Consider the following 20193-nt stretch of genomic DNA (forward strand, 5'->3'; position numbering starts at 1 on the left):
GTCCCGCGCACCGCGCCCCACGGACCGGACGGCACCGGACAAGAGGTGACAATGCGTACCGCCCGGCTGCTCCGGCATAGGGTGGGCGACCATGACATGGCTGATCACAGGCGGAGCCGGTTACATCGGGGCACACGTGGCGCGGGCCATGACCGGCGCCGGTGAGCGCGTCGTCGCGCTGGACGACCTCTCGGCCGGGGTCCCCGCGCGGCTGCCCGCGGACGTCCCGCTGATCGAGGGGTCCGCGTACGACGCCGGCCTGCTCGGACGGGTGTGCGCCGAGCACGGCGTGACGGGGGTGGTGCACCTGGCCGCGCGCAAGCAGGTCGCCGAGTCGGTGGCGCAGCCGGCCCGCTACTACCGGGAGAACGTGGGCGGGCTCGCGACGCTGCTGGACGCGGTCGCCGAGGCGGGCGTCCGGCGGTTCGTGTTCTCCTCGTCGGCGGCCGTGTACGGCGACCCGGGGGTGGACCTCATCACGGAGGACGCGCCGTGCGCGCCGGTGAACCCCTACGGCGAGACCAAGCTCGCCGGGGAATGGCTGGTGCGGGCGGCGGGCGGGGCCCGCGGCATCGCCACGGTGTGCCTGCGCTACTTCAACGTGGCGGGCGCGGCGGCGCCGGAGCTGGCCGACACGGGCGTGTTCAACATCGTGCCGATGGTCTTCGACCGGCTCACCCGCGGCGAGGCCCCGCGGATCTTCGGCGACGACCACCCGACCCCGGACGGCACCTGCGTGCGCGACTACATCCACGTCGCCGACCTGGCCGAGGCGCACCTGGCGGCGGCCCGGCGGCTGGCCGACGGGAGCGTGCGGGGCGATCTGACGGTGAACATCGGCCGGGGCGAGGGCGTCTCGGTCCGCGAACTGATCACGGTCATCGGCGAGGTGACCGGTGACCGGCGGGCTCCGGTCGTGGACGGCCGCCGGCCCGGCGACGCCCCGCGCGCGGTCGCCTCGGCCGCCCGGGCCGCCGAGGAGCTCGGCTGGAGCGCCCGGCGCGGGGTGCGCGAGATGGTGGAGTCGGCGTGGCGGGGGTGGCTGCTGCACCAGGGCCGCCCAGCGGTGGCCCCGTCCTCGTCCGCCCTCTGACCTGCGGCTCGTTTCCGCAGGTCAGAGCAGATGACAACGGTCTTCAGTACCGCGTTGCACATACCCCCCGCCCGTAGTTCACTGTGGGGGCCGGGCAAGATCCGGGCGGACACGGGAGGCGGCTTTCCATGGGGGCTGGGCACGATCACGGGCACGCGCACGGCGCGCCGGCTGGCGCCACGGCGGCCGCCGCGTACCGCGGCAGGCTGCGCGTGGCACTGTCGATCACGCTCGCCGTCATGGTCGTGGAGATCGTCGGCGGGGTGCTCGCCGACTCGCTCGCGCTGGTCGCGGACGCGGCGCACATGGCGACCGACGCGCTGGGGCTGGGCATGGCGCTGCTGGCGATCCACTTCGCGGGCCGCCCGCCGAGCGAGCGCCGCACCTTCGGGTACGCCCGCGCGGAGATCCTCGCCGCCCTGGCCAACTGCCTGCTGCTGCTCGGGGTGGGCGGTTACGTCCTGTACGAGGCCGTCCAGCGGTTCGTCACGCCGGCCGGCACCGAGGGCGGTCTGACCGTCGTGTTCGGCGCGGTCGGCCTGGTCGCGAACACGGTGTCGCTGACGCTGCTGATGCGCGGGCGCAAGGAGAGCCTGAACGTGCGCGGCGCGTTCCTGGAGGTGGCGGCGGACGCGCTGGGCTCGCTCGCGGTGATCGTGTCGGCGGTGGTGATCCTGACCACCGGCTGGCAGGCCGCCGACCCGGTGGCCTCGCTGGTCATCGCGCTGATGATCGCGCCCCGGACGTGGAAGCTGCTGCGCGAGACCCTGGACGTGCTGCTGGAGGCGGCCCCCAAGGACGTCGACATGGCGCAGGTGCGGGCGCACATCCTCGCGCTGGACGGTGTGGAGGACGTCCACGACCTGCACGCGTGGACCATCACCTCCGGCATGCCGGTGCTCTCGGCGCACGTCGTCGTCAGCCCGGAGGTGCTGAGCGGGATCGGCCACGAGAAGATGCTCCACGAGCTCCAGGGCTGCCTGGGCGACCACTTCGACGTCGAGCACTGCACCTTCCAGCTGGAGCCGACCGGTCACGCGGAGCACGAGGCGCGGCTGTGCCACTGAGCGCGCCGGGGCGCGGCGGAGGGCGGGCGGCGTGGGCGTGCGCCGGGGGCGCGGACGCCCGCCGGGCGTCCGCGCCCTGACCCTCGCCGGCCCGGGCGGGGACGATTTCCGGTCCGGCGGGACGGGCACGATCACCTCCCGGGCCTCTCCCGCGTCGTCCGGAGAGCCGCCGTGGTCCGCGTCACCGTGCGGGACATGCGGGTGCCCGCGAATGCCGGGTGTGCCGGATTCGTACGGCAGACTTGGGGCGCGAAGACCGAAGTGAAGGATGGGTATGCCGATCACACCTGCCACCGCGACGCACACGTCGTCGAACGGCACCGCTGACGCGATTCTGCTGGAACTCGTCGACGAGGACGGTGTGACGATCGGCACCGCGGAGAAGCTCGCGGCCCACCAGCCCCCGGGGCGGTTGCACCGGGCGTTCTCGGTGTTCCTGTTCGACGAGCGGGGCCGGCTGCTGCTCCAGCAGCGGGCGCTCGGCAAGTACCACTCCCCCGGTGTGTGGTCCAACACCTGCTGCGGCCACCCCTACCCGGGCGAGGCGCCCTTCGCGGCGGCGGCCCGGCGGACCTTCGAGGAACTGGGCGTGTCCCCGTCGCTGCTCGCCGCGGCGGGCACGGTCCGCTACAACCACCCGGACCCGGCGTCGGGCCTGGTCGAGCAGGAGTACAACCACCTGTTCGTCGGGCTGGTGCAGTCCTCGCCGCGGCCGGACGGGGACGAGGTGGCGGCGACCGCGTTCGTGACCCCGGCCGAGCTCGCCGAGCGGCACGCGCGGGACACGTTCTCGTCGTGGTTCATGACCGTGCTGGACGCGGCCCGCCCGGCGGTCAGGGAACTGACGGGTCCGTCGGCCGGCTGGTGACCAGGGCCTGCGCGGGGGTGAGCGGCAGGGCGACCCAGATCACCTTGCCGCCGCTCGCGGTGTACTCGACGTCGCAGGCGCCGCCCGCCTCCCGGGTGATCTCGCGCACCAGCAGCAGTCCCCGTCCGCCGGTCCGCCCGTGGTCCGCCTCCAGGGCGGTGGGGCGGTAGGGGTGGTTGTCCTCCACGGACACCCGGATCCACTCGGCGCCGACGGCGACCTCGACCCCGAGCGTCGGCGAGAGCACCGCCGCGTGCCGGACCGCGTTCGTGACCAGCTCCGAGACGATCAGCAGCAGGCCCTGCGCCAGGTCGGCGGAGACCGGGACGCCCTGCCGGAGCAGCAGGTCGCGCACGGCGTGCCGGGCCTGCGGGACGGAGGCGTCGACGGAGGGCGCGGTGAACCGCCACACGCCTTCGTACGGCAGCGGGTCCGCGGGCCTGACGTCGTACGGTGCTTCGCCGCCCTGAGGGCGTGGGCCGGGCCCGCGCCCGTCGTCGTCCATCGTCCGCTCGCCACCCTCGCGCTCGATTGTCACCACGCGACGAGTGTTGGCAGTGGGCCGCTTCCTCCCGCAGTTCTGAACACAAGTCAGCGACTATCGAGCGGTTCTGACCGTTGGCGTATGACACGGTCAGTTGTGGGACTGATCCTGTCCCCGCTGTGTCGACTCGGCGGACTCCTCGGGTGACACGGGCCGGGCGGCGGCCGCGTCCGGTCCGGTCAGCCGGCCGGAGACCAGGCCGACGATCCTGCGTCCGCCGAAGCCGGTGGCGATCAGGCTCAGCCCGTCGAAGAGCAGGGCGAGCGAGATGAACGCGCCGATGACGTACCGGCTGCTGTCCGGCCGGTCGGCCAGGACGAGCACGCCGAGGAGCAGCCCGAAGGCGCCCTGGACGAGGGTCCAGCCGAACTGCGGTCCGCGCACCACCAGACTGCCCACCAGCCGGAACACCCCGCCGGTCAGGAACAGCAGCGCGGCGAACATGGTCAGTGCCTCGGCCGCCGTCCCCGGCATCCTGACGACCACGATGCCGGCGGCGATGTTCAGGGCCGCGACGACGACGCCCAGCCAGAAGAAGGCGGAGCCCCGGGCCTGGACCGCGTGCACCAGCCCGACCAGGCCGCCGGTCAGCAGCAGCCAGCCGAACAGGAGCATCGAGGTCAGGGTGGCGACGGCGGTGTGGACGAGGCCGACCAGGCCCGCGACGGCCAGGATCGCGCCGAGTGCGGCGAGCCGGCCGAAGTCCCGGTTCAGTCTCGCCGCCTCGTCCCCGGGCCGGGCGGGCCGGGTGGACTTGTCCATGGGCGCCTCCTCGCGCGGTTGCCCTCCGGGTCCCCTGCGCCGGGGGGGCCGTAACGCCCGGCGGGGCTCCTGCCCACGGGCGGCGCGGGCGGGGCGGATAGCATCCGCCGCATGGAGCCGCAGCTGCTGCACCGCGTCGCCGACTCGGTCGCCACCGTCGTCATCCGCAACCCCGCCAAGCGCAACGCCATGACGGCCGCGATGTGGGGTGCCCTGCCGCCGCTGCTGGACGCGCTGGCGGCCGATCCGGCCGTCCGGGCGCTGGTGCTCACCGGGGAGGGCGGGACGTTCTGCGCGGGCGCCGACATCGCGACGCTGCGGGGCTCCGCGGAGGAGGCGCAGCGGCTCGCCGTGCGGGCCGAGGAGGCGCTCGCCGCGTTCCCCAAGCCGACGCTGGCCGCGGTGCGCGGGCACTGCGTGGGCGGCGGGGCGCAACTGGCGGCCGCCTGCGACCTGCGGTTCGCCGAGGAGGGTGCGCTGTTCGGGGTGACACCCGCCCGGCTCGGGGTGGTGTACCCGGCCTCCGCGACCCGGCGGCTGGTGTCGCTGGTCGGACCGGCCACCGCCAAGTACCTGCTGTTCTCCGGGGAGTTGATCGACGCGGCGCGAGCGCTGCGCACCGGCCTGGTCGACGAGGTGCTGCCGGCGGGCGAACTGGCCGGGCGGGTCGGGGCGTTCACGCGGATCCTGGTGTCCCGCTCGCAGCTGACCCAGGCCGCGGCGAAGGAGTTCGCGAACGGGCGCGAGGACCGGCAGGAGCACTGGACCGCGCAGGCGCGCGGCAGCGGCGACACCGCGGAGGGCGTCGCCGCGTTCCTGGAGCGCCGGGAGCCGCGCTTCACGTGGAGCGTGCCGGCGCCCGCACCGGCACCGGCGCCTACGTCAGGATGAAGCGGCTGCGCGACCGGAGCAGTTCGACGAGGTGTGCGGGCGCCTTCCCGGGCGATCCGGCGTCGTAGGGCGGCTGGGGGTCGTACTCGGTGGCGAGCTGGACGGTGCGGGCGTGGTCGTCGCTGGCGATCCTGCCGAGCAGGGCGAGCCCCATGTCGATGCCGGCGGAGACGCCGGCGGCGGTGGCGTACTTGCCGTCGACGACCACCCGCTCCCGGGTGGGCTCGGCGCCGTAGGACCTCAGGTGGTCCAGGGCCAGCCAGTGGGAGGTCGCGCGGCGGCCGGTGAGGAGTCCCGCGGCGGCCAGCAGCAGCGAGCCGGTGCACACCGACGTAGTCCAGGTGCTGGTGGCGTCGGCGGCGCGCAGCCAGTCCAGGAGCGTCGCGTCCGTCATCAGCGCGGACTGGCCCGGTCCGCCGGGCACGACCACGAGGTCGGGGTGCGGCACCTCGGCCAGGGTGCGGTCGGCGGTGAGGGCGAGGTTCCCGGTGTCGGTGCGGACGGGGCCGGTCCGCTCGGCGACGAAGACGGTCTCGGCGCCCGGGAGGCGGCCGAGCGTCTCGTACGGGCCGACGGCGTCGAGGGCGGTGAAGCGGTCGAAGAGCAAGATCGCGATCTGCACGGGGCTCCTCAGAAAGGGCTGGGGGCGGGGCGGAACCGGCGGCGGTACTCCGCGGGGGGCGTGCCGAGGGCTTTGACGAAGGCGCGGCGCATGGCCTCCGGTGTGCCGTAGCCGCTGGCGCGGGAGATCTCCTCGACGCCGTCGGCGGTGTCCTCCAGCAGGCGGCGGGCGTGTTCGAGCCGGACCCGGTCGACGTACCGGCCCGGGGTCGTGCCGGTCTCGGCGCGGAAGGCGCGGGCGAAGTGGCGCGGCGAGAGGCGGGCGCGGGCGGCGAGGGCCTCCACGGACAGGTCGCCGCCCGGGTGCTCGGTGATCCAGCGCTGCACCTCCCGCAGCGGCTCGCGGTGTGCGGTCTGGGCGGCGAGCTGGGCGCTGAACTGGGCCTGGTTGCCGGGCCGGCGCAGGAAGACCACCAGGTGGCGGGCGATGGTCAGGGCGGCCTCGCGGCCCAGGTCCTCCTCCACCAGGGCGAGGGACAGGTCGATGCCGGCGGTGACGCCGGCGGAGGTGGCGACGTGCCCGTCGCGGACGTACACGGGATCGGGGTCGACGTCGACGGCCGGATGGTCGCGGGCCAGCTCGGCGCAGTACGCCCAGTGGGTGGTGGCGCGGCGGCCGTCCAGCAGGCCGGCCCCGGCGAGCAGGGCCGCGCCGGTGCACACGGAGACCAGCCGTGCGGCGCGCGGGCCGTGGTCGCGCAGCCAGTCGACCAGGAGCGGGTCGGGACGGCGGGTGCCCTGCCCGCCGGGGACGAGGAGGGTGTGCGGCCGGGGCGCGGCCGCCAGGCGGAGGTCGGGGACGAGGGTCAGGCCGCTGCTGGTGCGCACGGCGGCGCCGTCCAGGGAGGCGGTGCGGATCCGGTAGGTCCCCGGGGTGTGCTTCTCCGCTCCGGCGAACACCTCCACGGGCCCGGTGACGTCGAGACTCTGCACGCCGTCGAAGAGGACGACGAGAACGGTGCGGTGCGCCATGCCGACGATTGTTCGCGGGCCCGGCGCGTGGCGGCAATGACGGGTTCCCCACCTTTCCTGCCCTGCGCGGTCCACCCCTGGAAGACATACCAAGCGGTTGGTAACCTCCGGCCCATGACGACTGCCGCCACCGGGCCGCGCGCCGGCCGACGGTGCCACAACGCGCTGAACTCGCTGCACTCGACGCACTACTTCTCGCCCGACCTCGGGCGGGAGGCGGAGGCGATCGGGATCACGCACCCCCGGGCCGTGAACTTCGCGGTCCGGGCGGCCGCACTGGGGCCGGTCGGGCCGGGCGCCGTCGCCGCGGCCTTCTACAACTACAAGTACGAGCTGGTCGCCCGGCACGTGCCCGCGGTGTGGCGGACCGCCGCGCCCGAACAGGTGCTCGCGGCCCGGCTGCGCGCCGTCGACGCCACGCTGCGCCGCCTGCTGGGCGAGGAGGCCGTGGCGTCGCCGGAGATGGCCGAGGCCGCGCGCCTCGCGCTGCGCGCCGCCGAGGCCTGTGCGCGCGGCGCCCGGCCGCTGTACGCGGCCCACGCCGACCTGCCCGTCCCCGACGCCCCGCACCTGGCCTTCTGGCACGCCGCGACCCTGCTGCGCGAGCACCGGGGCGACGGCCACCTGATGGCGCTGGTGTCCGCCGGGCTCGACGGCCTGGAGGCACTGGTGACCCACACGGCGACCGGCCGGGGCATGACGCCGAAGTGGGTGTCCAGCACCCGCGGCTGGAGCCGGGAGGAGTGGGACGCCGCGTCGGCGCGGCTGCGGGACCGGGGGCTGCTGGACGCCTCCGGCGACCTCACCGCGCGGGGCGTCGCCCTGCGCGAGGAGATCGAGCAGGAGACCGACCGGCTGGACGCGGCCCCCTACGCGCACCTGGGCGCGGACGGCGTGGCGCGTCTGACCGAGCTCGGCACGGCGTTCGCGCGCACCGCGTCCGCCGCGGGCGCCTTCCCCGCGGACCTGATCGGCAAGGCCTGAGCATGCCAAAGCGGTGACGTGGTACCCGGACCCCGTCCGGCCGTGGCGGCCGGACGGGGTCCGGTCGAGGTGACCGGCCCGGACAAGGGAAAGGGGCACTTCGTGTTTCGCGCCATCGCTGATGTACTGCGCCAGGTCGGCGGCGCCGTCGCCACCGTCGTCACGCTGCCGTTCCGGGCCCTGGCCCGGCTGTTCGGCGGCGCCTCCGGTTCCGCCCGCGGCCACCGGGCCTGACCGACCCGGCGGCCCGCCGGGCCGCCGTCCTGATCCCGGTTGTCGGCGCCACCTGCCACAATTGCCGCGCACCCCCGAAGTGGAGAAGGCGGTACGGGATCGTGACGACACCCGGGTCCCTCGAAGTAGGGTCCATCGAAAGCAGGATCGCCGGGGAACTCGGCGTACGGGAGCGGCAGGTCAAGGCCGCCGTGGAACTGCTCGACGGCGGTTCGACGGTGCCCTTCATCGCCCGTTACCGCAAGGAAGCCACCGAGATGCTCGACGACGCGCAGCTGCGCGCGATCGAGGAGCGGCTGCGCTATCTGCGGGAGCTGGAGGATCGGCGGGCGGCCATCCTGGAGTCGGTGCGCGAGCAGGGCAAGCTCACCGCCGAGCTGGAGGCGCGGATCCGGGGCGCGGAGACCAAGGCGCGCCTGGAGGACGTCTACCTGCCGTACAAGCCCAAGCGGCGCACCAAGGCGCAGATCGCGCGCGAGGCGGGGCTGGAGCCGCTGGCCGAGGGGCTGCTCGGCGACCCCTCCGTCGACCCGCTGGCCGCGGCCGCCGCGTTCGTCGACGCCGGCAAGGGCGTGGCCGATCCGCAGGCCGCCCTGGACGGCGCCCGGGCGATCCTCACCGAGCGGTTCGCGGAGGACGCCGACCTGATCGGCGAGCTGCGCGAGCGCATGTGGGTGCGCGGCCGGCTGGCCGCGAAGGTCCGCGCGGGCAAGGAGGAGGCCGGCGCGAAGTTCGCCGACTACTTCGACTTCGCCGAGCCGTTCACCGAGCTGCCCTCGCACCGCGTCCTGGCGATGCTGCGCGGCGAGAAGGAGGAGGTCCTCGACCTCGTCCTGGAGCCGGAGGAGCCCACGGACGGCCCGTCGTCGTACGAGGGCATCGTCGCCCGCCGGTTCGGCATCGCCGACCGCGGCCGGCCCGCCGACAAGTGGCTGGCGGACACGGTCCGCTGGGCCTGGCGCACCCGCATCCTGGTCCACCTCGGCATCGACGTCCGGCTGCGGCTGCGCACCGCCGCCGAGGACGAGGCCGTCCGGGTGTTCGCGGCCAACCTGCGCGACCTGCTGCTGGCCGCCCCGGCCGGCACCCGCGCGACCCTCGGCCTCGACCCGGGCTTCCGCACGGGTGTGAAGGTCGCCGTGGTCGACGCGACCGGCAAGGTGGTGGCGACCGACGTGGTCCACCCGCACGTGCCGGCCAACAGGTGGGACGAGGCGATCGCCAAGCTGGCGCGGCTGGCGAAGGAGCACGCGGTCGAGCTGATCGCGATCGGCAACGGCACGGCCTCGCGCGAGACCGACAAGCTCGCCGGGGAACTGGTCGCCCGGCACCCCGAGCTGAAGCTGACCAAGGTGATGGTCTCCGAGGCGGGCGCGTCCGTGTACTCGGCCTCGGCGTTCGCCTCGCAGGAGCTGCCCGGCCTGGACGTGTCGCTGCGCGGCGCGGTGTCCATCGCCCGCCGCCTCCAGGACCCGCTGGCCGAGCTGGTGAAGATCGACCCGAAGTCGATCGGCGTCGGCCAGTACCAGCACGACCTGTCCGAGGTGAAGCTGTCGCGCTCCCTGGACGCGGTGGTCGAGGACTGTGTGAACGGCGTGGGCGTGGACGTCAACACCGCCTCCGCGCCGCTGCTCGCCCGGGTGTCCGGCATCACCTCCGGCCTCGCCGAGAACATCGTGGCGCACCGGGACGCCAACGGCCCGTTCCGGTCCCGCTCCGAGCTGAAGAAGGTGCCGCGGCTGGGCCCCAAGGCGTACGAGCAGTGCGCGGGCTTCCTGCGGATCCGGGGCGGGGACGACCCGCTGGACGCCTCCAGCGTGCACCCGGAGGCGTACCCGGTGGTGCGGCGCATGGTGAAGACCACCGGTCAGGAGGTCGCCGCCCTGGTCGGCAACACGGCGGTGCTGCGGTCGCTGCGGCCGCAGGACTTCGTGGACGAGACGTTCGGCCTGCCGACCGTCACCGACATCCTCAAGGAGCTGGAGAAGCCCGGGCGCGACCCCCGGCCCGCCTTCCGGACGGCCGTGTTCAAGGAGGGCGTGGAGAAGATCTCCGACCTGTCCGCGGGCATGGTGCTGGAGGGGGTCGTGACCAACGTGGCGGCCTTCGGCGCGTTCGTGGACGTCGGCGTCCACCAGGACGGTCTGGTGCACGTCTCCGCGATGTCGAAGACGTTCGTGAAGGACCCGCGGGACGTGGTCAAGCCCGGTGACATCGTCAAGGTGAAGGTGCTCGACGTCGACATCCCGCGCAAGCGGATCGCGCTGACGCTGCGGCTGGACGACGAGGCCGCCCCGCAGCAGCAGGCCCCGGGCGAGCGGCGGCAGCGCGGCGGGCGTCCGCCGCAGCAGCGCCAGGGCGGCCGCGGTGCCGGGAGCGGCGGGGGCGGGGGCCGTGGTGCCGCCGCCGGCGGCGCGCGTCAGGCGCCGGCGCCCGCCAACAGCGCGATGGCCGACGCCCTGCGCCGCGCCGGCCTGCTCGACCCGAAGAACGGCAGGCGCTGACCCGCCCGCGTCCGGGCCCCCGCCGCCGTGCGGGGGCCCGGACCCGGCCCCGCTCGTAGGGTGGCGGTATGGCCACTTCGCGTGTCATCACCTGGGAGATCACGGCGAGCCGGGGCTACGAGACCGCCTGGGCGGACGTCGGTGCCGGCACCCTGCGGGCCCGCGGCCGGGCGGTCGGCACGGAACCGGAGCCGTACTGGATCGCGTACGAGCTCGACACCGGCGAGGGGTTCGTGACGCGGCGGCTGCTGGTGACGGCCGAGACGGCGGCCCGTACGCGCACGCTGGACCTGCGGCACGACGGCCGGGGCGGCTGGAGCGCCGACGGGGAACGGCTGCCGGACATGGACGGCGCCCTCGACTGCGACCTGGGGCTGTGCCCGCTGACCAACACCATGCCGGTGCTGCGTCACGGCCTGCACCGGGCCCCCGGGGAACAGGAGTTCCTGATGGCGTGGGTGTCGGTGCCGGGGCTGACGGTGCGGCGGTCGCGGCAGACCTACACCCACCTGGCGCGGACCGACGGCGGCGGCCGGGTGCGGTTCGCCTCGGGCACCTTCCGCAGCGACCTGGAGTTCGACGCGGACGGCTGCGTCGTCGACTACCCCGGCCTGGCCCGCCGCCTGACGGTCCGCTAGCCGGCGGCGCCGGTCAGCGCTCGGTCACCTTGCCGTCCGCGACCTCCAGACGCCGGGTGACGCGGACCGCGTCCAGCATCCGCCGGTCGTGGGTGACCAGCAGCAGCGTGCCCTCGTAGGCGTCGAGGGCCTGTTCCAGCTGCTCGATGGCGGGCAGGTCGAGGTGGTTGGTCGGCTCGTCGAGGACCAGCAGGTTGACGCCCCGGCCCTGGAGCAGGGCGAGGGCGGCGCGGGTGCGCTCGCCCGGGGAGAGGGTCGCCGCCGGGCGCAGGACGTGGTCCGCCTTCAGCCCGAACTTGGCCAGCAGGGTGCGGATCTCGGCCGGTTCGGTGTCGGGGACGGCCGCGCCGAACGCGTCGAGCAGGGCCTCCGGGCCGTGGAAGAGCACCCGGGCCTGGTCGACCTCGCCGAGCAGGACGCCGGAGCCGAGGGAGGCGTGTCCGGCGTCGAGCGGGACGCGGCCGAGCAGGGCGCCGAGCAGGGTGGACTTGCCGGCGCCGTTCGCGCCCGTCACCGCCACCCGGTCCGCCCAGTCGATCTGCAGGGAGACCGGGCCGAGCACGAAGCCGCCGCGCCGCACCTCGGCGTCCCGCAGGGTGGCCACCACCGCGCCGGAGCGCGGGCCGGCCGCGATCTCCATGCGCAGATCCCACTCCTTGCGCGGCTCCTCGACCACGTCCAGCCGCTCGATCATGCGCTGGGTCTGCCGGGCCTTGGCGGCCTGCTTCTCGCTGGCCTCGCTGCGGAACTTGCGGCCGATCTTGTCGTTGTCGCCGCCCGCCTTGCGGCGGGCGTTCTTCACGCCCTTGTCCATCCAGGCGCGCTGCATCTGCGCGCGGTCCTGGAGGGCGGACCGCTTGTCGGCGTACTCCTCGTACTCCTCGCGGGCGTGGCGGCGGGCCACCTCGCGTTCCTCCAGGTAGGCCGTGTAGCCGCCGCCGTAGAGGTTGATCCGCTGCTGGGCGAGGTCCAGTTCGAGGACCTTGGTGACGGTCCGGGTGAGGAACTCGCGGTCGTGGCTGACGACCACCGTGCCCGCGCGCAGGCCGGTGACGAAGCGCTCCAGGCGCTCCAGGCCGTCGAGGTCGAGGTCGTTGGTCGGCTCGTCCAGCAGGAAGACGTCGTAACGGGACAGCAGGAGGGAGGCCAGGCCGGCCCGGGCCGCCTGGCCGCCGGACAGGGACGTCATCGGCTGGTCCAGGTCCACGGCCAGGCCGAGGGTCGCGGCGACCTCCTCGGCGCGCTCGTCCAGGTCGGCGCCGCCGAGGGCCAGCCACCGCTCCAGACCGGTGGCGTACGCGTCGTCGGCGCCGGGCGCGCCGTCGACCAGGGCCTGGGTGGCCTCGTCCATCACCCGCTGCGCCTCGGTCACGCCGGTGCGGCGGGACAGGAACGCCCGTACGGTCTCGCCCGGGCGGCGCTCCGGCTCCTGCGGCAGGTGCCCGACGGTCGCGGCCGGCGGGGACAGCCGCAGCTCGCCCTGTTCCGGGGCGGTCAGCCCGGCGAGCATCCGCAGCAGGGTGGACTTGCCCGCGCCGTTGGCGCCGACCAGCCCGATCACGTCCCCCGGGGCGACCACGAGGTCGAGTCCGGAGAAGAGGGAGCGGTCGCCGTGGCCGGCGGCGAGGTTCTTGGCGACGAGGGTGGCAGTCATCAGGGGGCAGATCCTAACGGCCGGGGGGTGGCGCGCGCCGCGGGGCCGGTCTCAGGCCGCCACGGCCGCCACCAGCACGCTCCCCGAGGTGCGCGCCACCACGAAGGACTCCCCCTTGACCGCCTTCGCGTCCAGGGCGATGCGGTGCCGGCCCGGTTCCAGGACGCCGTCGAAGAGTTCGTGGACGTGGGTGCGGCGCAGGCGGTCGAGGCGGTAGGCGGTGAGCTGCACCCGGCACGGGGAGGTGACCTCGACGTCCGCGGCGCCGCCTGCGGCGGACAGGGCGGTGAGGCGGCGCCGGTCGAGCGGGCCGCGCTCCAGGGCGTGTTCGATCTGGGCGACGAGGAGGGGGACGACGGGGGCGAGCCCGTCGACGTACGCCACGTCGACCCCGGCCTCGGCGAAGGCGCGGCGGACGGCGGCGCGCTGCTCCTCGCCGACGGCGCGGCCGAAGACGACGGCGCCGTAGCCGCGCAGCTCGTCGGCGGGCACACCGGTCGCGTCGTGGGCGATGTCCGCGCCGATGCCGATGGTGCGCAGGGCGGCGGCGAGCTTGGCGAGCACGGCGACGCGGGCGCCGATGAGCAGCACGCGGCGCCGCTCCCCCGCGGCCGGGCGGTCCAGCAGGGGGCCGAGCGCCGCCCGGTACTCGGTGCCGCGGAACCGGAACGGGCCTATGCCGTGGTAGCCGTTGAGCTCCAGGTCGGCGTGGTCGCCGGTCTGCCAGGCGAAGTCCCGCCAGACGAAGTCGTCGCCGTCGCGCTCGATGACGGCGGTGACGGCGCCGCAGGCCAGGTCCTCGCACTCGGGACAGCCGTAGATGACGTGGCGGCCGCCGGGCAGCGGGGCGTCCGCCTCCAGGAGCAGGCTGCGCACCTGCGCGGTGAAGATGGCGGGCGGGACGTCGGAGGCGAGCGGGGAGACGGCGTCCAGGTCGGAGAGCCGGAACAGCAGCGGGCGTCCGTCGACGACGAAGTCCACGAAGTCCCGGTGGACCTGGACGTCACCGCCCGCCCGGACCGCGCCGGCCCGCGTCGCCGGTGCCAGGCCGAAGGTCGCGTACGGGGCACACATACGGTGAGTATCCCCACACCGGGCGTGATCTGAGCGCGTCATGCCGGATTCCGCTACGGTCCCGGCATGGCGGGTGGAGCGGGTGGCGGGATCGTGGTCGTCGGCGGCGGGGTCGTCGGGCTGACGACGGCCGTGCTGCTGGCCGAGCGCGGCGCGCGGGTGCGGGTGTGGACGCGGGAGCCGGCCGAGGCGACCACCTCGGCGGTGGCCGGGGCCCTGTGGTGGCCGTACCGCATCGAGCCGCTCGCGCCGGCCCGGGAGTGGGCGCTGCGGTCGCTGGACGTGTACGCGGAGCTGGCGGCCCGGCCCGGGGAGACCGGCGTCCGCCTGGTCGAGGGGGTCATGGGCGGGACCGGCCTCGACGAGGCGGACGCGTGGGCGGCCGGCCGGGTGCCGGGGCTGCGGGCGGCGACGGCCGAGGAGTACGCCGGGACGGGGATCCGGGCGCGGCTGCCGCTCATCGACATGCCGGTTCATCTGCGCTGGCTGCGGGAGCGGCTGCTCGCGGCGGGCGGGACGGTCGAGACCCGTGCCGTCTCCCCCGGGTTCCCGGAGGCGCAGGCGCCGGTCGTGGTCAACTGCACGGGGCTGGGCGCGCGGGAGCTGGTGCCGGACCCGGCCGTGCGGCCCGTGCGCGGGCAGCTGGTCGTCGTGACGAACCCCGGCGTCGACACCTGGCTCGTCGCCGGCACCGGTGACGCGGAGATGGCGTACGTCTTCCCGCAGCCGGGGCGGCTCGTGCTGGGCGGCACCGCGCAGGAGGACGTCTGGTCGACGGAGCCGGACCCGGCGGTGGCGGAGGCGATCGTCGCGCGGTGCGCGGCGCTGCGGCCGGAGATCGCCGGGGCGCGGGTGCTGGCGCACCGGGTGGGACTGCGGCCCGCGCGGCCCGCGGTGCGGCTGGAGCGGGAGGACCTGCCGGACGGCCGGGCGCTGGTGCACAACTACGGCCACGGCGGCGCGGGCGTGACGGTGGCCTGGGGGTGCGCGCGGGAGGCGGCTGCGCTGGCGTGCGGCTGAGGGGGTGGACGGGGCGTGTGCGGGGCGCGGGTTGGTCGATGCCCGGCCGGGGGCGGGCCGGGGGTGGGTGGGGACGGGCCCGCGGCGCGGGGAGAACCCGGCCGCGCTCATCCGGCGGGGAAGACCGGCCCGGGGTGCGCGCGGGACGCGACCGGCCGAGGGCGCGCGCAACGCGGCCAGGCCGGTCCCCCGGGGGGACCGGCCCGGCCGGCGGCGGTGTGCCTCAGTGTTTGCCGATCGGGTCGCCCTCCACGTCCGGGCCGCGGCCCGGGCCGACGCGGAGCGCGAACTCGCCGTCGTACTTCCGGTGGCCTTCGATGACGGCGAGTTCGACGGCCTCGGAGCCCATCTCGCCGCGGACGATGACCGGGTCCCTGCGCAGGTCGCGCAGCAGGGCGACGCACATGACGGCCATGACGACGACGAACGGGGCCGCCGCGAGGATCGTGAGGTTCTGCAGGCCGGTCAGCGCGTCGCCCTGCCCGCTGCCGACCAGGAGCATGATCGCGGCCACGGCGCCGGTGAGCACGCCCCAGAACACCACCACCGGGCGGCTCGGTTCCAGCGCGCCCCGCTGGGAGAGGCTGCCCATCACGATGGAGGCCGCGTCGGCGCCGGAGACGAAGAAGATGCCGACGAGGATCATGACCAGCAGGCTGGTGACGGTGGCGAGCGGGAACTCCCGCAGCACGGCGAAGAGCTGGCCCTCCGGGGTCGACTCGTCGCCGAGGCGGCCCTGCTCGCGCATCTTCATCGCCGAGCCGCCGAAGACCGCGAACCACACCAGGCTGACCGTGCTGGGCACGAGGATGACCCCGCCGACGAACTGCCGGATCGTCCGGCCCCGGCTGATGCGGGCGATGAACATGCCGACGAAGGGCGTCCAGGAGATCCACCACGCCCAGTAGAAGACGGTCCAGTTGCCGAGCCAGTCCGCGACCCCGTCGCCGCCGCTGGCCTCGGTGCGGCCGGCGAGCTGCGGCAGGTCGCCGAGGTAGGCGAAGACGGAGGTGGGCAGCAGGTCGAGGACGATGATGGTCGGACCGGCCACGAACACGAACAGGGCGAGGACCAGCGCCAGCACCATGTTGGTGTTGGACAGCCACTGGATGCCCCGCTCCACGCCCGAGACCGCGGAGGCGACGAACGCGGCGGTCAGCACCACGATGATGGTGACCAGCAGCGCGGTGCTCACCTCGTCCATCCAGCCCAGTTCCCGCACGCCGGAGCCGATCTGGAGCGTGCCGAGCCCCAGTGAGGCGGCGGAGCCGAAGACGGTCGCGACGATGGCGAGGATGTCGATGACCCGCCCGGCCGCCCCGTTGGCGTGCTTCTCCCCGATGAGCGGGGTGAAGACGGCACTGATGGTCTGCCGGCGGCGCCTGCGGAAGGTGCTGTAGGCGATGCCGAGGCCGACCACGGCGTAGATGCCCCAGGGGTGGAGCGTCCAGTGGAAGAGGGTGGTGGCCATGGCCGTCTCCATGCGGGCGCCGGAGTCGGCCGGGTCGGTGCCGGGCGGGGCCGTCGCGTAGTGCGCGAGCGGCTCGCTCACGCCGTAGAACATCAGGCCGATGCCCATGCCGGCGCTGAACATCATCGCGACCCACGACACCGTCCGGAACTCCGGCTCCTCGCCCTCGGCGCCGAGGCGGATGCGGCCGTAGCGGCTGGCGGCGAGCCACAGCGCGAAGACGACGAAGCCCGAAGCGGCCAGCATGAACGCCCAGCCGCCGTTGTGCATCAGCCCGCCGAGCGCGCTGGTGGAGACGGCCTCCAGCGAGTCGGTGGCGGCGGCGCCCCAGATCACGAAGGCCAGGGTGAGCGCGGCGGTGACCCCGAACACGATCCGGTCGGTCCGGGGCCGCTGCCGACCCGCCAGGCCCGCTTCCGAGCCCGGCAGCGCGCCTCCCGCATGGCGTTCCTTGTCTCTGTGCTGGTCGTCCGTCACACGTGGCACCTTTCGTCGGGGCGAGGGAGGTGGAACACAGTCCTCCGGTACGCCCCTACCACGTGTGGCGGAAAATAGACCCCCTTTCTCAGCAGTCCGTGTCGGGCTCGCCCGCCGTCAGGTGGTACGCGGCACGCGCGTCGAGCAGCAGCGGCACGAGCGCGCGCAGGGACTGGCGCAGCGGCACGAGCACGCCGTGGCGGTCCCGGTGGACGTGGACGCCGTGCAGGGCCAGTTCGTCGCCGACCTGCGCGTACTGGCCGGCGGTGAGCCGGTAGCCGCAGGGCGGGTTCCGGAGGGTTTCGGACTCCTCGGGCGGGTCGTTGTCGGCGCCGCCGAGGTACACCGGGCCGGTGTCGGCGAAGCCGGCGAGCCGGGCGGCGCCGGTGGCCGCCTCGACGCGTCCGCGGCGCTCGTCCGCGAAGCCGGACAAGCCCTTCAGCGCGGCGAGCTGGGAGTGCACGCGGCGCCGGTTGTTCAGCGCCTCGTCCGCCTGTTCGGCGTCGGTGAGGGGGTCGACGCGGCTCTCGACGAGCAGGCCGACCGCGTGCTTGACACCGGAGGTGTTCCGCAGGATCCGCTCCTGGCCGTCCCCGGCCACCTGCCGGACCGGCTCGCCGGTGACGGGGTCGGTCCAGATGCCGTACGTGCCGGCGGAGTACCCGGCGGCCCACGCGGCGGGGCGTACGTAGTCCCGGGAGAGGGTGCGCGCCTCCCGGTGGACGGCTGCGGCCGTGTTCGGGTTGCGCGGCCACAGGTCGAACAGGTCCTCGTCGTAGTACGACGGTGTGGCGCCGTACTCGTGCAGGTCGTACACCACGTCGGGCCGCCGGTCGCGGACGACGGCGGCCAGGGCCCGGCCCTCGGCGGTCGCGAGGGCGAGGTGGTCGCGGTTGACGTCGACGCCGTCGGCGTTGCCGCGGGTGCCGGCGGCCCGGCCGTCGGGGTTGGCGGTCGGTACGACGAGCACGGTGGTGCGCTCCAGGAAGCGGCGGGTGCCCGGGTCACGGGCGTACGCCAGGTCGCGGACCGTGGTGAGGCAGGCCTCGCGGCCGGCGGGCTCGTCGCCGTGCTGGCTGCACACCAGGAGCACCTTGTGCGGGCTCGGGCGCGTGCCGATCCGGACGAGCCGGAGGGGGCGGCCCTGCCGCGTCGTGCCGATGCGGGCCAGGGTCACCCGGTCGCTCGCCCGGTCGACGGCCGCGAGGAACTCCTGTTCCTCGGGCTGGCTGGTCCAGCGGGCGCCGCCGGTCCGCTCGAAGCCGGTGCGCGGCGGGGCGTCGGCGGCGTGGGCGGGGACCGCGACGGCACCGGCGGCGAGAACCGCCGCCGCGGCGAGGGTCAGGGCGCGCAGGCGGTTCACCGGCCTCCCTCCGGGACGCGGGAGGCGGTGCGCGGCTCGCGCACGCCGTCCGGCACGGTGACCGCGGGAAGGCCGGCCGGTGCGCCGGAGGTCGCGCGGGCGAACGCGGCCGTGCCGCCGACGAACGGGACGCGCGCAAAGGTGCGCGCCAGGTTGAGGGTGAGCGTCGGGGTGTCCGCGGGCGGTTCGAGGAGGCCCTGGTCGGTGCCCGCGACGATCAGCGCCAGGCGGTGGCCCGCGGGCACCACGTGGTCGGTCGGCGCCAGGTCGAGGGTGACGGTGACGGGCGTGCCCGGGGTGAGCGGGGCGCCCTTGCCGTCGGAGGCGCGGTGGCCGAGGTCGGCCCAGCCGCGGCTGACGATCGTGTGGCCGACGTCGGCGGTCTTCGCCCGGGTCTCCTTGAAGCAGGCGCTGTCGCCGGTGGTGCTCGCGCCCCAGCAGGTGCGGTCGGCGAGCGTGGTGATGCCTTCGCCGGCGTCGGCGTAGTCGCGGATCGTGGCCGGGCCGAGGTCGACGAGGACGGCCGACAGGTGGGCCGTCGGGGTGCTGGGGGTCGCGGTGACGGTGACCCGCGAGGAGCCCGCGAGGCGCAGGTCGCGGGTGAGGGGGCGGGTGGTGAAACCGGCCTTGTCCGGTGTCGCGGTGTCGATCCGCGCGGCCCAGTCGGTCTCGCCCAGCCGCGGGTCGTCGGTGAAGACCGCGGTGCCGCGGCCGCGGGCCGGTCCGAGGGTGCCGGCGCCGGGACGGTCGCCGGGGGCCGGGCGGAGGGTGGCCGCCCGGGTGCCGCGCGGCGGCCACACCGCGGAGGTGACCCACCGGTCGGGGTGGCGTTCGATGTCGGCCATCGGCTCGCGGTCGATGCCGTTGTCGTAGCCGAGGAGTTCGTGGTCGAACCAGCGGTGCAGGGTCCTGACCCACTCGGCGCGCCGGAAGTCGAAGGGGTCGACGTGCCCGGTCTGCGAGAGCCAGATCTTGCGGTCGACGCCGTGCCGGGCGAGGGCGTCCCACCACGGGCCGAGGTGCTGGGCGCGGACGTTGAGGTCCTGCAGGCCGTGCACGGCGAAGACGCTGGCCCGCACCTTCGCGGCGCTGCGGACGTAGTCGCGCGCGGTCCACAGCGGCGTCCGGTCGCCGGTGCGTGGGGCGCCCTCGACGAGGGCGCGCTGGACGGCGGCGCACCGCGCGCGGGCGTCGGGGCTCTCCACGTAGTGCGAGAGCCAGTCGGGGCCGGAGTCGTAGAGCGGGGCGCCCTGGGAGAAGTAGTAGTCGTACCAGGAGGAGATGGCGCCGATCGGGACGATGGTCTCCAGGCCCTCGACGCCGGTGGCGGCGACGCCGTTGGCCACCGTGCCGTCGTAGCTCTTGCCGATCATGCCGGTCCGGCCGTTGGACCAGCCGGCCTCGGCGCGGACGCCGCCGGTGCGGGTGGTGTAGGCCCGCGCCCGGCCGTTGAGCCAGTCGACGACGGCCTTCGCGGAGCGGACGTCGGAGCGGCCGCCGACGTCGACGCAGCCGTCGGAGCGGTTGGTCCCGGCCAGGTCCACGCCGACGAAGGCGTAGCCGCGGGGCACGAAGTAGTTGTCGTAGTACAGGGGCATGCCGACGACGTCGCCGTCGGCGTCGTACGTCTTCTTCTGGCTCTCGTTGCCGCGCCCGCAGCAGGAGTAGTACGGGCTGGCGTCCATGATGACGGGGATCTTCCGGCCCTGCCGGGCGGGTTCGCGGGGGCGGACGACGTCGACGGCGACCCGGTCGGTGCGGCCGTCGCCGTCCTCGTCGAGTCCGGTGTCCACCCAGACGGCCTCGCGGACGGCGTCGTCGTAGGAGTACACGGGCCGGCTCTCCCGCGGGGCGGCGTCCGCCGCGGCCGGGGTGAGCAGCGTGGCCGTCAGGGCGGCGGTGGCCGCCGTCGCGAGCGGTCTCCAGGTCGGGAAGCGCATGCGTTTCGGCATGCGC

General features: G+C 75.1%; 18 protein-coding genes. 9 read left to right on the plus strand and 9 right to left on the minus strand.

Annotated features, from left to right (window positions below; all coding sequences use genetic code 11):
* The first annotated feature begins 91 nt into the window (after positions 1–91).
* The 3 genes from galE (at position 92) to idi (ending at position 3028) form a co-directional block, all read left to right on the plus strand.
* Positions 92–1093 carry a UDP-glucose 4-epimerase GalE gene (gene galE, locus ACIF8T_RS20695; protein WP_400037038.1) on the plus strand — a complete coding sequence of 334 codons (1002 nt, stop codon included), beginning with the start codon at positions 92–94 and terminating at the stop codon, positions 1091–1093.
* A 128-nt stretch (positions 1094–1221) separates the two neighbouring features.
* Entirely contained in the window at positions 1222–2160 is a 939-nt protein-coding gene (locus ACIF8T_RS20700; protein ID WP_400037040.1) for a cation diffusion facilitator family transporter, read from the plus strand.
* A gap of 274 nt (positions 2161–2434) precedes the next feature.
* Complete coding sequence (gene idi / locus ACIF8T_RS20705) at positions 2435–3028, plus strand: isopentenyl-diphosphate Delta-isomerase (protein ID WP_400037042.1); 594 nt, start codon at positions 2435–2437, stop codon at positions 3026–3028.
* Here idi and ACIF8T_RS20710 read toward each other — a convergent pair.
* Both ACIF8T_RS20710 and ACIF8T_RS20715 read right to left on the minus strand, forming a co-directional pair.
* Positions 2994–3533, minus strand: a complete 540-nt coding sequence (locus tag ACIF8T_RS20710; RefSeq protein WP_400037581.1) for an ATP-binding protein — start codon at positions 3531–3533, stop codon at positions 2994–2996. The genes idi and ACIF8T_RS20710 overlap by 35 nt on opposite strands.
* A gap of 129 nt (positions 3534–3662) precedes the next feature.
* Positions 3663–4334 (minus strand): HdeD family acid-resistance protein, encoded by a 672-nt coding sequence (locus tag ACIF8T_RS20715; protein ID WP_400037044.1) that lies wholly within the window; start codon positions 4332–4334, stop codon positions 3663–3665.
* A 111-nt stretch (positions 4335–4445) separates the two neighbouring features.
* Here ACIF8T_RS20715 and ACIF8T_RS20720 point away from each other — a divergent pair, with 111 nt between their 5' ends.
* Positions 4446–5225, plus strand: a complete 780-nt coding sequence (locus ACIF8T_RS20720; RefSeq protein WP_400037046.1) for an enoyl-CoA hydratase/isomerase family protein — start codon at positions 4446–4448, stop codon at positions 5223–5225.
* Here ACIF8T_RS20720 and ACIF8T_RS20725 read toward each other — a convergent pair.
* Positions 5212–5847 carry a DJ-1/PfpI family protein gene (locus tag ACIF8T_RS20725; RefSeq protein ID WP_400037048.1) on the minus strand — a complete coding sequence of 212 codons (636 nt, stop codon included), beginning with the start codon at positions 5845–5847 and terminating at the stop codon, positions 5212–5214. The two genes, ACIF8T_RS20720 and ACIF8T_RS20725, sit on opposite strands and share 14 nt — an antisense overlap.
* Positions 5848–5855: 8 nt before the next feature.
* Positions 5856–6818 (minus strand): GlxA family transcriptional regulator, encoded by a 963-nt coding sequence (locus ACIF8T_RS20730; protein ID WP_400037050.1) that lies wholly within the window; start codon positions 6816–6818, stop codon positions 5856–5858.
* A 114-nt stretch (positions 6819–6932) separates the two neighbouring features.
* On the opposite strand from ACIF8T_RS20730, the gene ACIF8T_RS20735 reads away from it, so the two are divergent.
* From ACIF8T_RS20735 to ACIF8T_RS20750, 4 genes are all read left to right on the plus strand, one after another.
* Complete coding sequence (locus ACIF8T_RS20735; protein WP_400037052.1) at positions 6933–7802, plus strand: hypothetical protein; 870 nt, start codon at positions 6933–6935, stop codon at positions 7800–7802.
* 102 nt (positions 7803–7904) lie between these two features.
* Positions 7905–8036 carry an LPFR motif small protein gene (locus ACIF8T_RS20740; RefSeq protein ID WP_400037054.1) on the plus strand — a complete coding sequence of 44 codons (132 nt, stop codon included), beginning with the start codon at positions 7905–7907 and terminating at the stop codon, positions 8034–8036.
* A 101-nt stretch (positions 8037–8137) separates the two neighbouring features.
* The gene (locus ACIF8T_RS20745) at positions 8138–10540 is read left to right on the plus strand and encodes a Tex family protein (RefSeq protein ID WP_400037055.1); all 2403 of its coding nucleotides are present in this window, start codon (positions 8138–8140) and stop codon (positions 10538–10540) included.
* Between the two features lie 68 nt (positions 10541–10608).
* Entirely contained in the window at positions 10609–11178 is a 570-nt protein-coding gene (locus tag ACIF8T_RS20750; protein WP_400037057.1) for a putative glycolipid-binding domain-containing protein, read from the plus strand.
* Positions 11179–11191: 13 nt separating this feature from the next.
* Here ACIF8T_RS20750 and ACIF8T_RS20755 read toward each other — a convergent pair whose 3' ends face one another.
* Together ACIF8T_RS20755 and ACIF8T_RS20760 are read right to left on the minus strand one after the other, a co-directional pair.
* Complete coding sequence (locus tag ACIF8T_RS20755; RefSeq protein WP_400037059.1) at positions 11192–12832, minus strand: ABC-F family ATP-binding cassette domain-containing protein; 1641 nt, start codon at positions 12830–12832, stop codon at positions 11192–11194.
* A 51-nt stretch (positions 12833–12883) separates the two neighbouring features.
* Positions 12884–13906 carry an oxidoreductase gene (locus ACIF8T_RS20760; protein WP_400037061.1) on the minus strand — a complete coding sequence of 341 codons (1023 nt, stop codon included), beginning with the start codon at positions 13904–13906 and terminating at the stop codon, positions 12884–12886.
* Between the two features lie 66 nt (positions 13907–13972).
* Between ACIF8T_RS20760 and ACIF8T_RS20765 the strand changes: the two genes are divergently transcribed.
* On the plus strand, positions 13973–14926 hold the full coding sequence (locus ACIF8T_RS20765) for an NAD(P)/FAD-dependent oxidoreductase (RefSeq protein WP_400037063.1): 954 nt from the start codon (positions 13973–13975) through the stop codon (positions 14924–14926).
* 223 nt (positions 14927–15149) lie between these two features.
* Here ACIF8T_RS20765 and ACIF8T_RS20770 read toward each other — a convergent pair whose 3' ends face one another.
* The 3 genes from ACIF8T_RS20770 to ACIF8T_RS20780 form a co-directional block, all read right to left on the minus strand.
* Positions 15150–16883: a BCCT family transporter gene (locus tag ACIF8T_RS20770; protein WP_400037065.1), complete on the minus strand. Its 1734-nt coding sequence runs from the start codon at positions 16881–16883 to the stop codon at positions 15150–15152.
* A 79-nt stretch (positions 16884–16962) separates the two neighbouring features.
* Positions 16963–18237: a M14 family metallocarboxypeptidase gene (locus tag ACIF8T_RS20775; RefSeq protein ID WP_400037067.1), complete on the minus strand. Its 1275-nt coding sequence runs from the start codon at positions 18235–18237 to the stop codon at positions 16963–16965.
* A complete protein-coding gene (locus tag ACIF8T_RS20780; RefSeq protein ID WP_400037069.1) occupies positions 18234–20189 on the minus strand; it encodes a Xaa-Pro dipeptidyl-peptidase in 1956 nt (651 codons plus the stop codon). The genes ACIF8T_RS20775 and ACIF8T_RS20780 overlap by 4 nt, the downstream gene beginning before the upstream one ends.
* Positions 20190–20193: the final 4 nt, after the last annotated feature.

Source organism: Streptomyces sp. NPDC085946 (assembly GCF_044540485.1).
Taxonomy (GTDB): Bacteria; Actinomycetota; Actinomycetes; order Streptomycetales; family Streptomycetaceae; genus Streptomyces.

Coding starts and splice junctions, on each gene's coding strand:
- galE (WP_400037038.1), top strand. CDS start 92: ATGACATGGCTGATCACAGGCGGAGCCGGTTACATCGGGGCACACGTG.
- ACIF8T_RS20700 (WP_400037040.1), top strand. CDS start 1,222: ATGGGGGCTGGGCACGATCACGGGCACGCGCACGGCGCGCCGGCTGGC.
- idi (WP_400037042.1), top strand. CDS start 2,435: ATGCCGATCACACCTGCCACCGCGACGCACACGTCGTCGAACGGCACC.
- ACIF8T_RS20710 (WP_400037581.1), bottom strand. CDS start 3,533: ATGGACGACGACGGGCGCGGGCCCGGCCCACGCCCTCAGGGCGGCGAA.
- ACIF8T_RS20715 (WP_400037044.1), bottom strand. CDS start 4,334: ATGGACAAGTCCACCCGGCCCGCCCGGCCCGGGGACGAGGCGGCGAGA.
- ACIF8T_RS20720 (WP_400037046.1), top strand. CDS start 4,446: ATGGAGCCGCAGCTGCTGCACCGCGTCGCCGACTCGGTCGCCACCGTC.
- ACIF8T_RS20730 (WP_400037050.1), bottom strand. CDS start 6,818: ATGGCGCACCGCACCGTTCTCGTCGTCCTCTTCGACGGCGTGCAGAGT.
- ACIF8T_RS20735 (WP_400037052.1), top strand. CDS start 6,933: ATGACGACTGCCGCCACCGGGCCGCGCGCCGGCCGACGGTGCCACAAC.
- ACIF8T_RS20750 (WP_400037057.1), top strand. CDS start 10,609: ATGGCCACTTCGCGTGTCATCACCTGGGAGATCACGGCGAGCCGGGGC.
- ACIF8T_RS20755 (WP_400037059.1), bottom strand. CDS start 12,832: ATGACTGCCACCCTCGTCGCCAAGAACCTCGCCGCCGGCCACGGCGAC.
- ACIF8T_RS20760 (WP_400037061.1), bottom strand. CDS start 13,906: ATGTGTGCCCCGTACGCGACCTTCGGCCTGGCACCGGCGACGCGGGCC.
- ACIF8T_RS20765 (WP_400037063.1), top strand. CDS start 13,973: ATGGCGGGTGGAGCGGGTGGCGGGATCGTGGTCGTCGGCGGCGGGGTC.
- ACIF8T_RS20780 (WP_400037069.1), bottom strand. CDS start 20,189: ATGCCGAAACGCATGCGCTTCCCGACCTGGAGACCGCTCGCGACGGCG.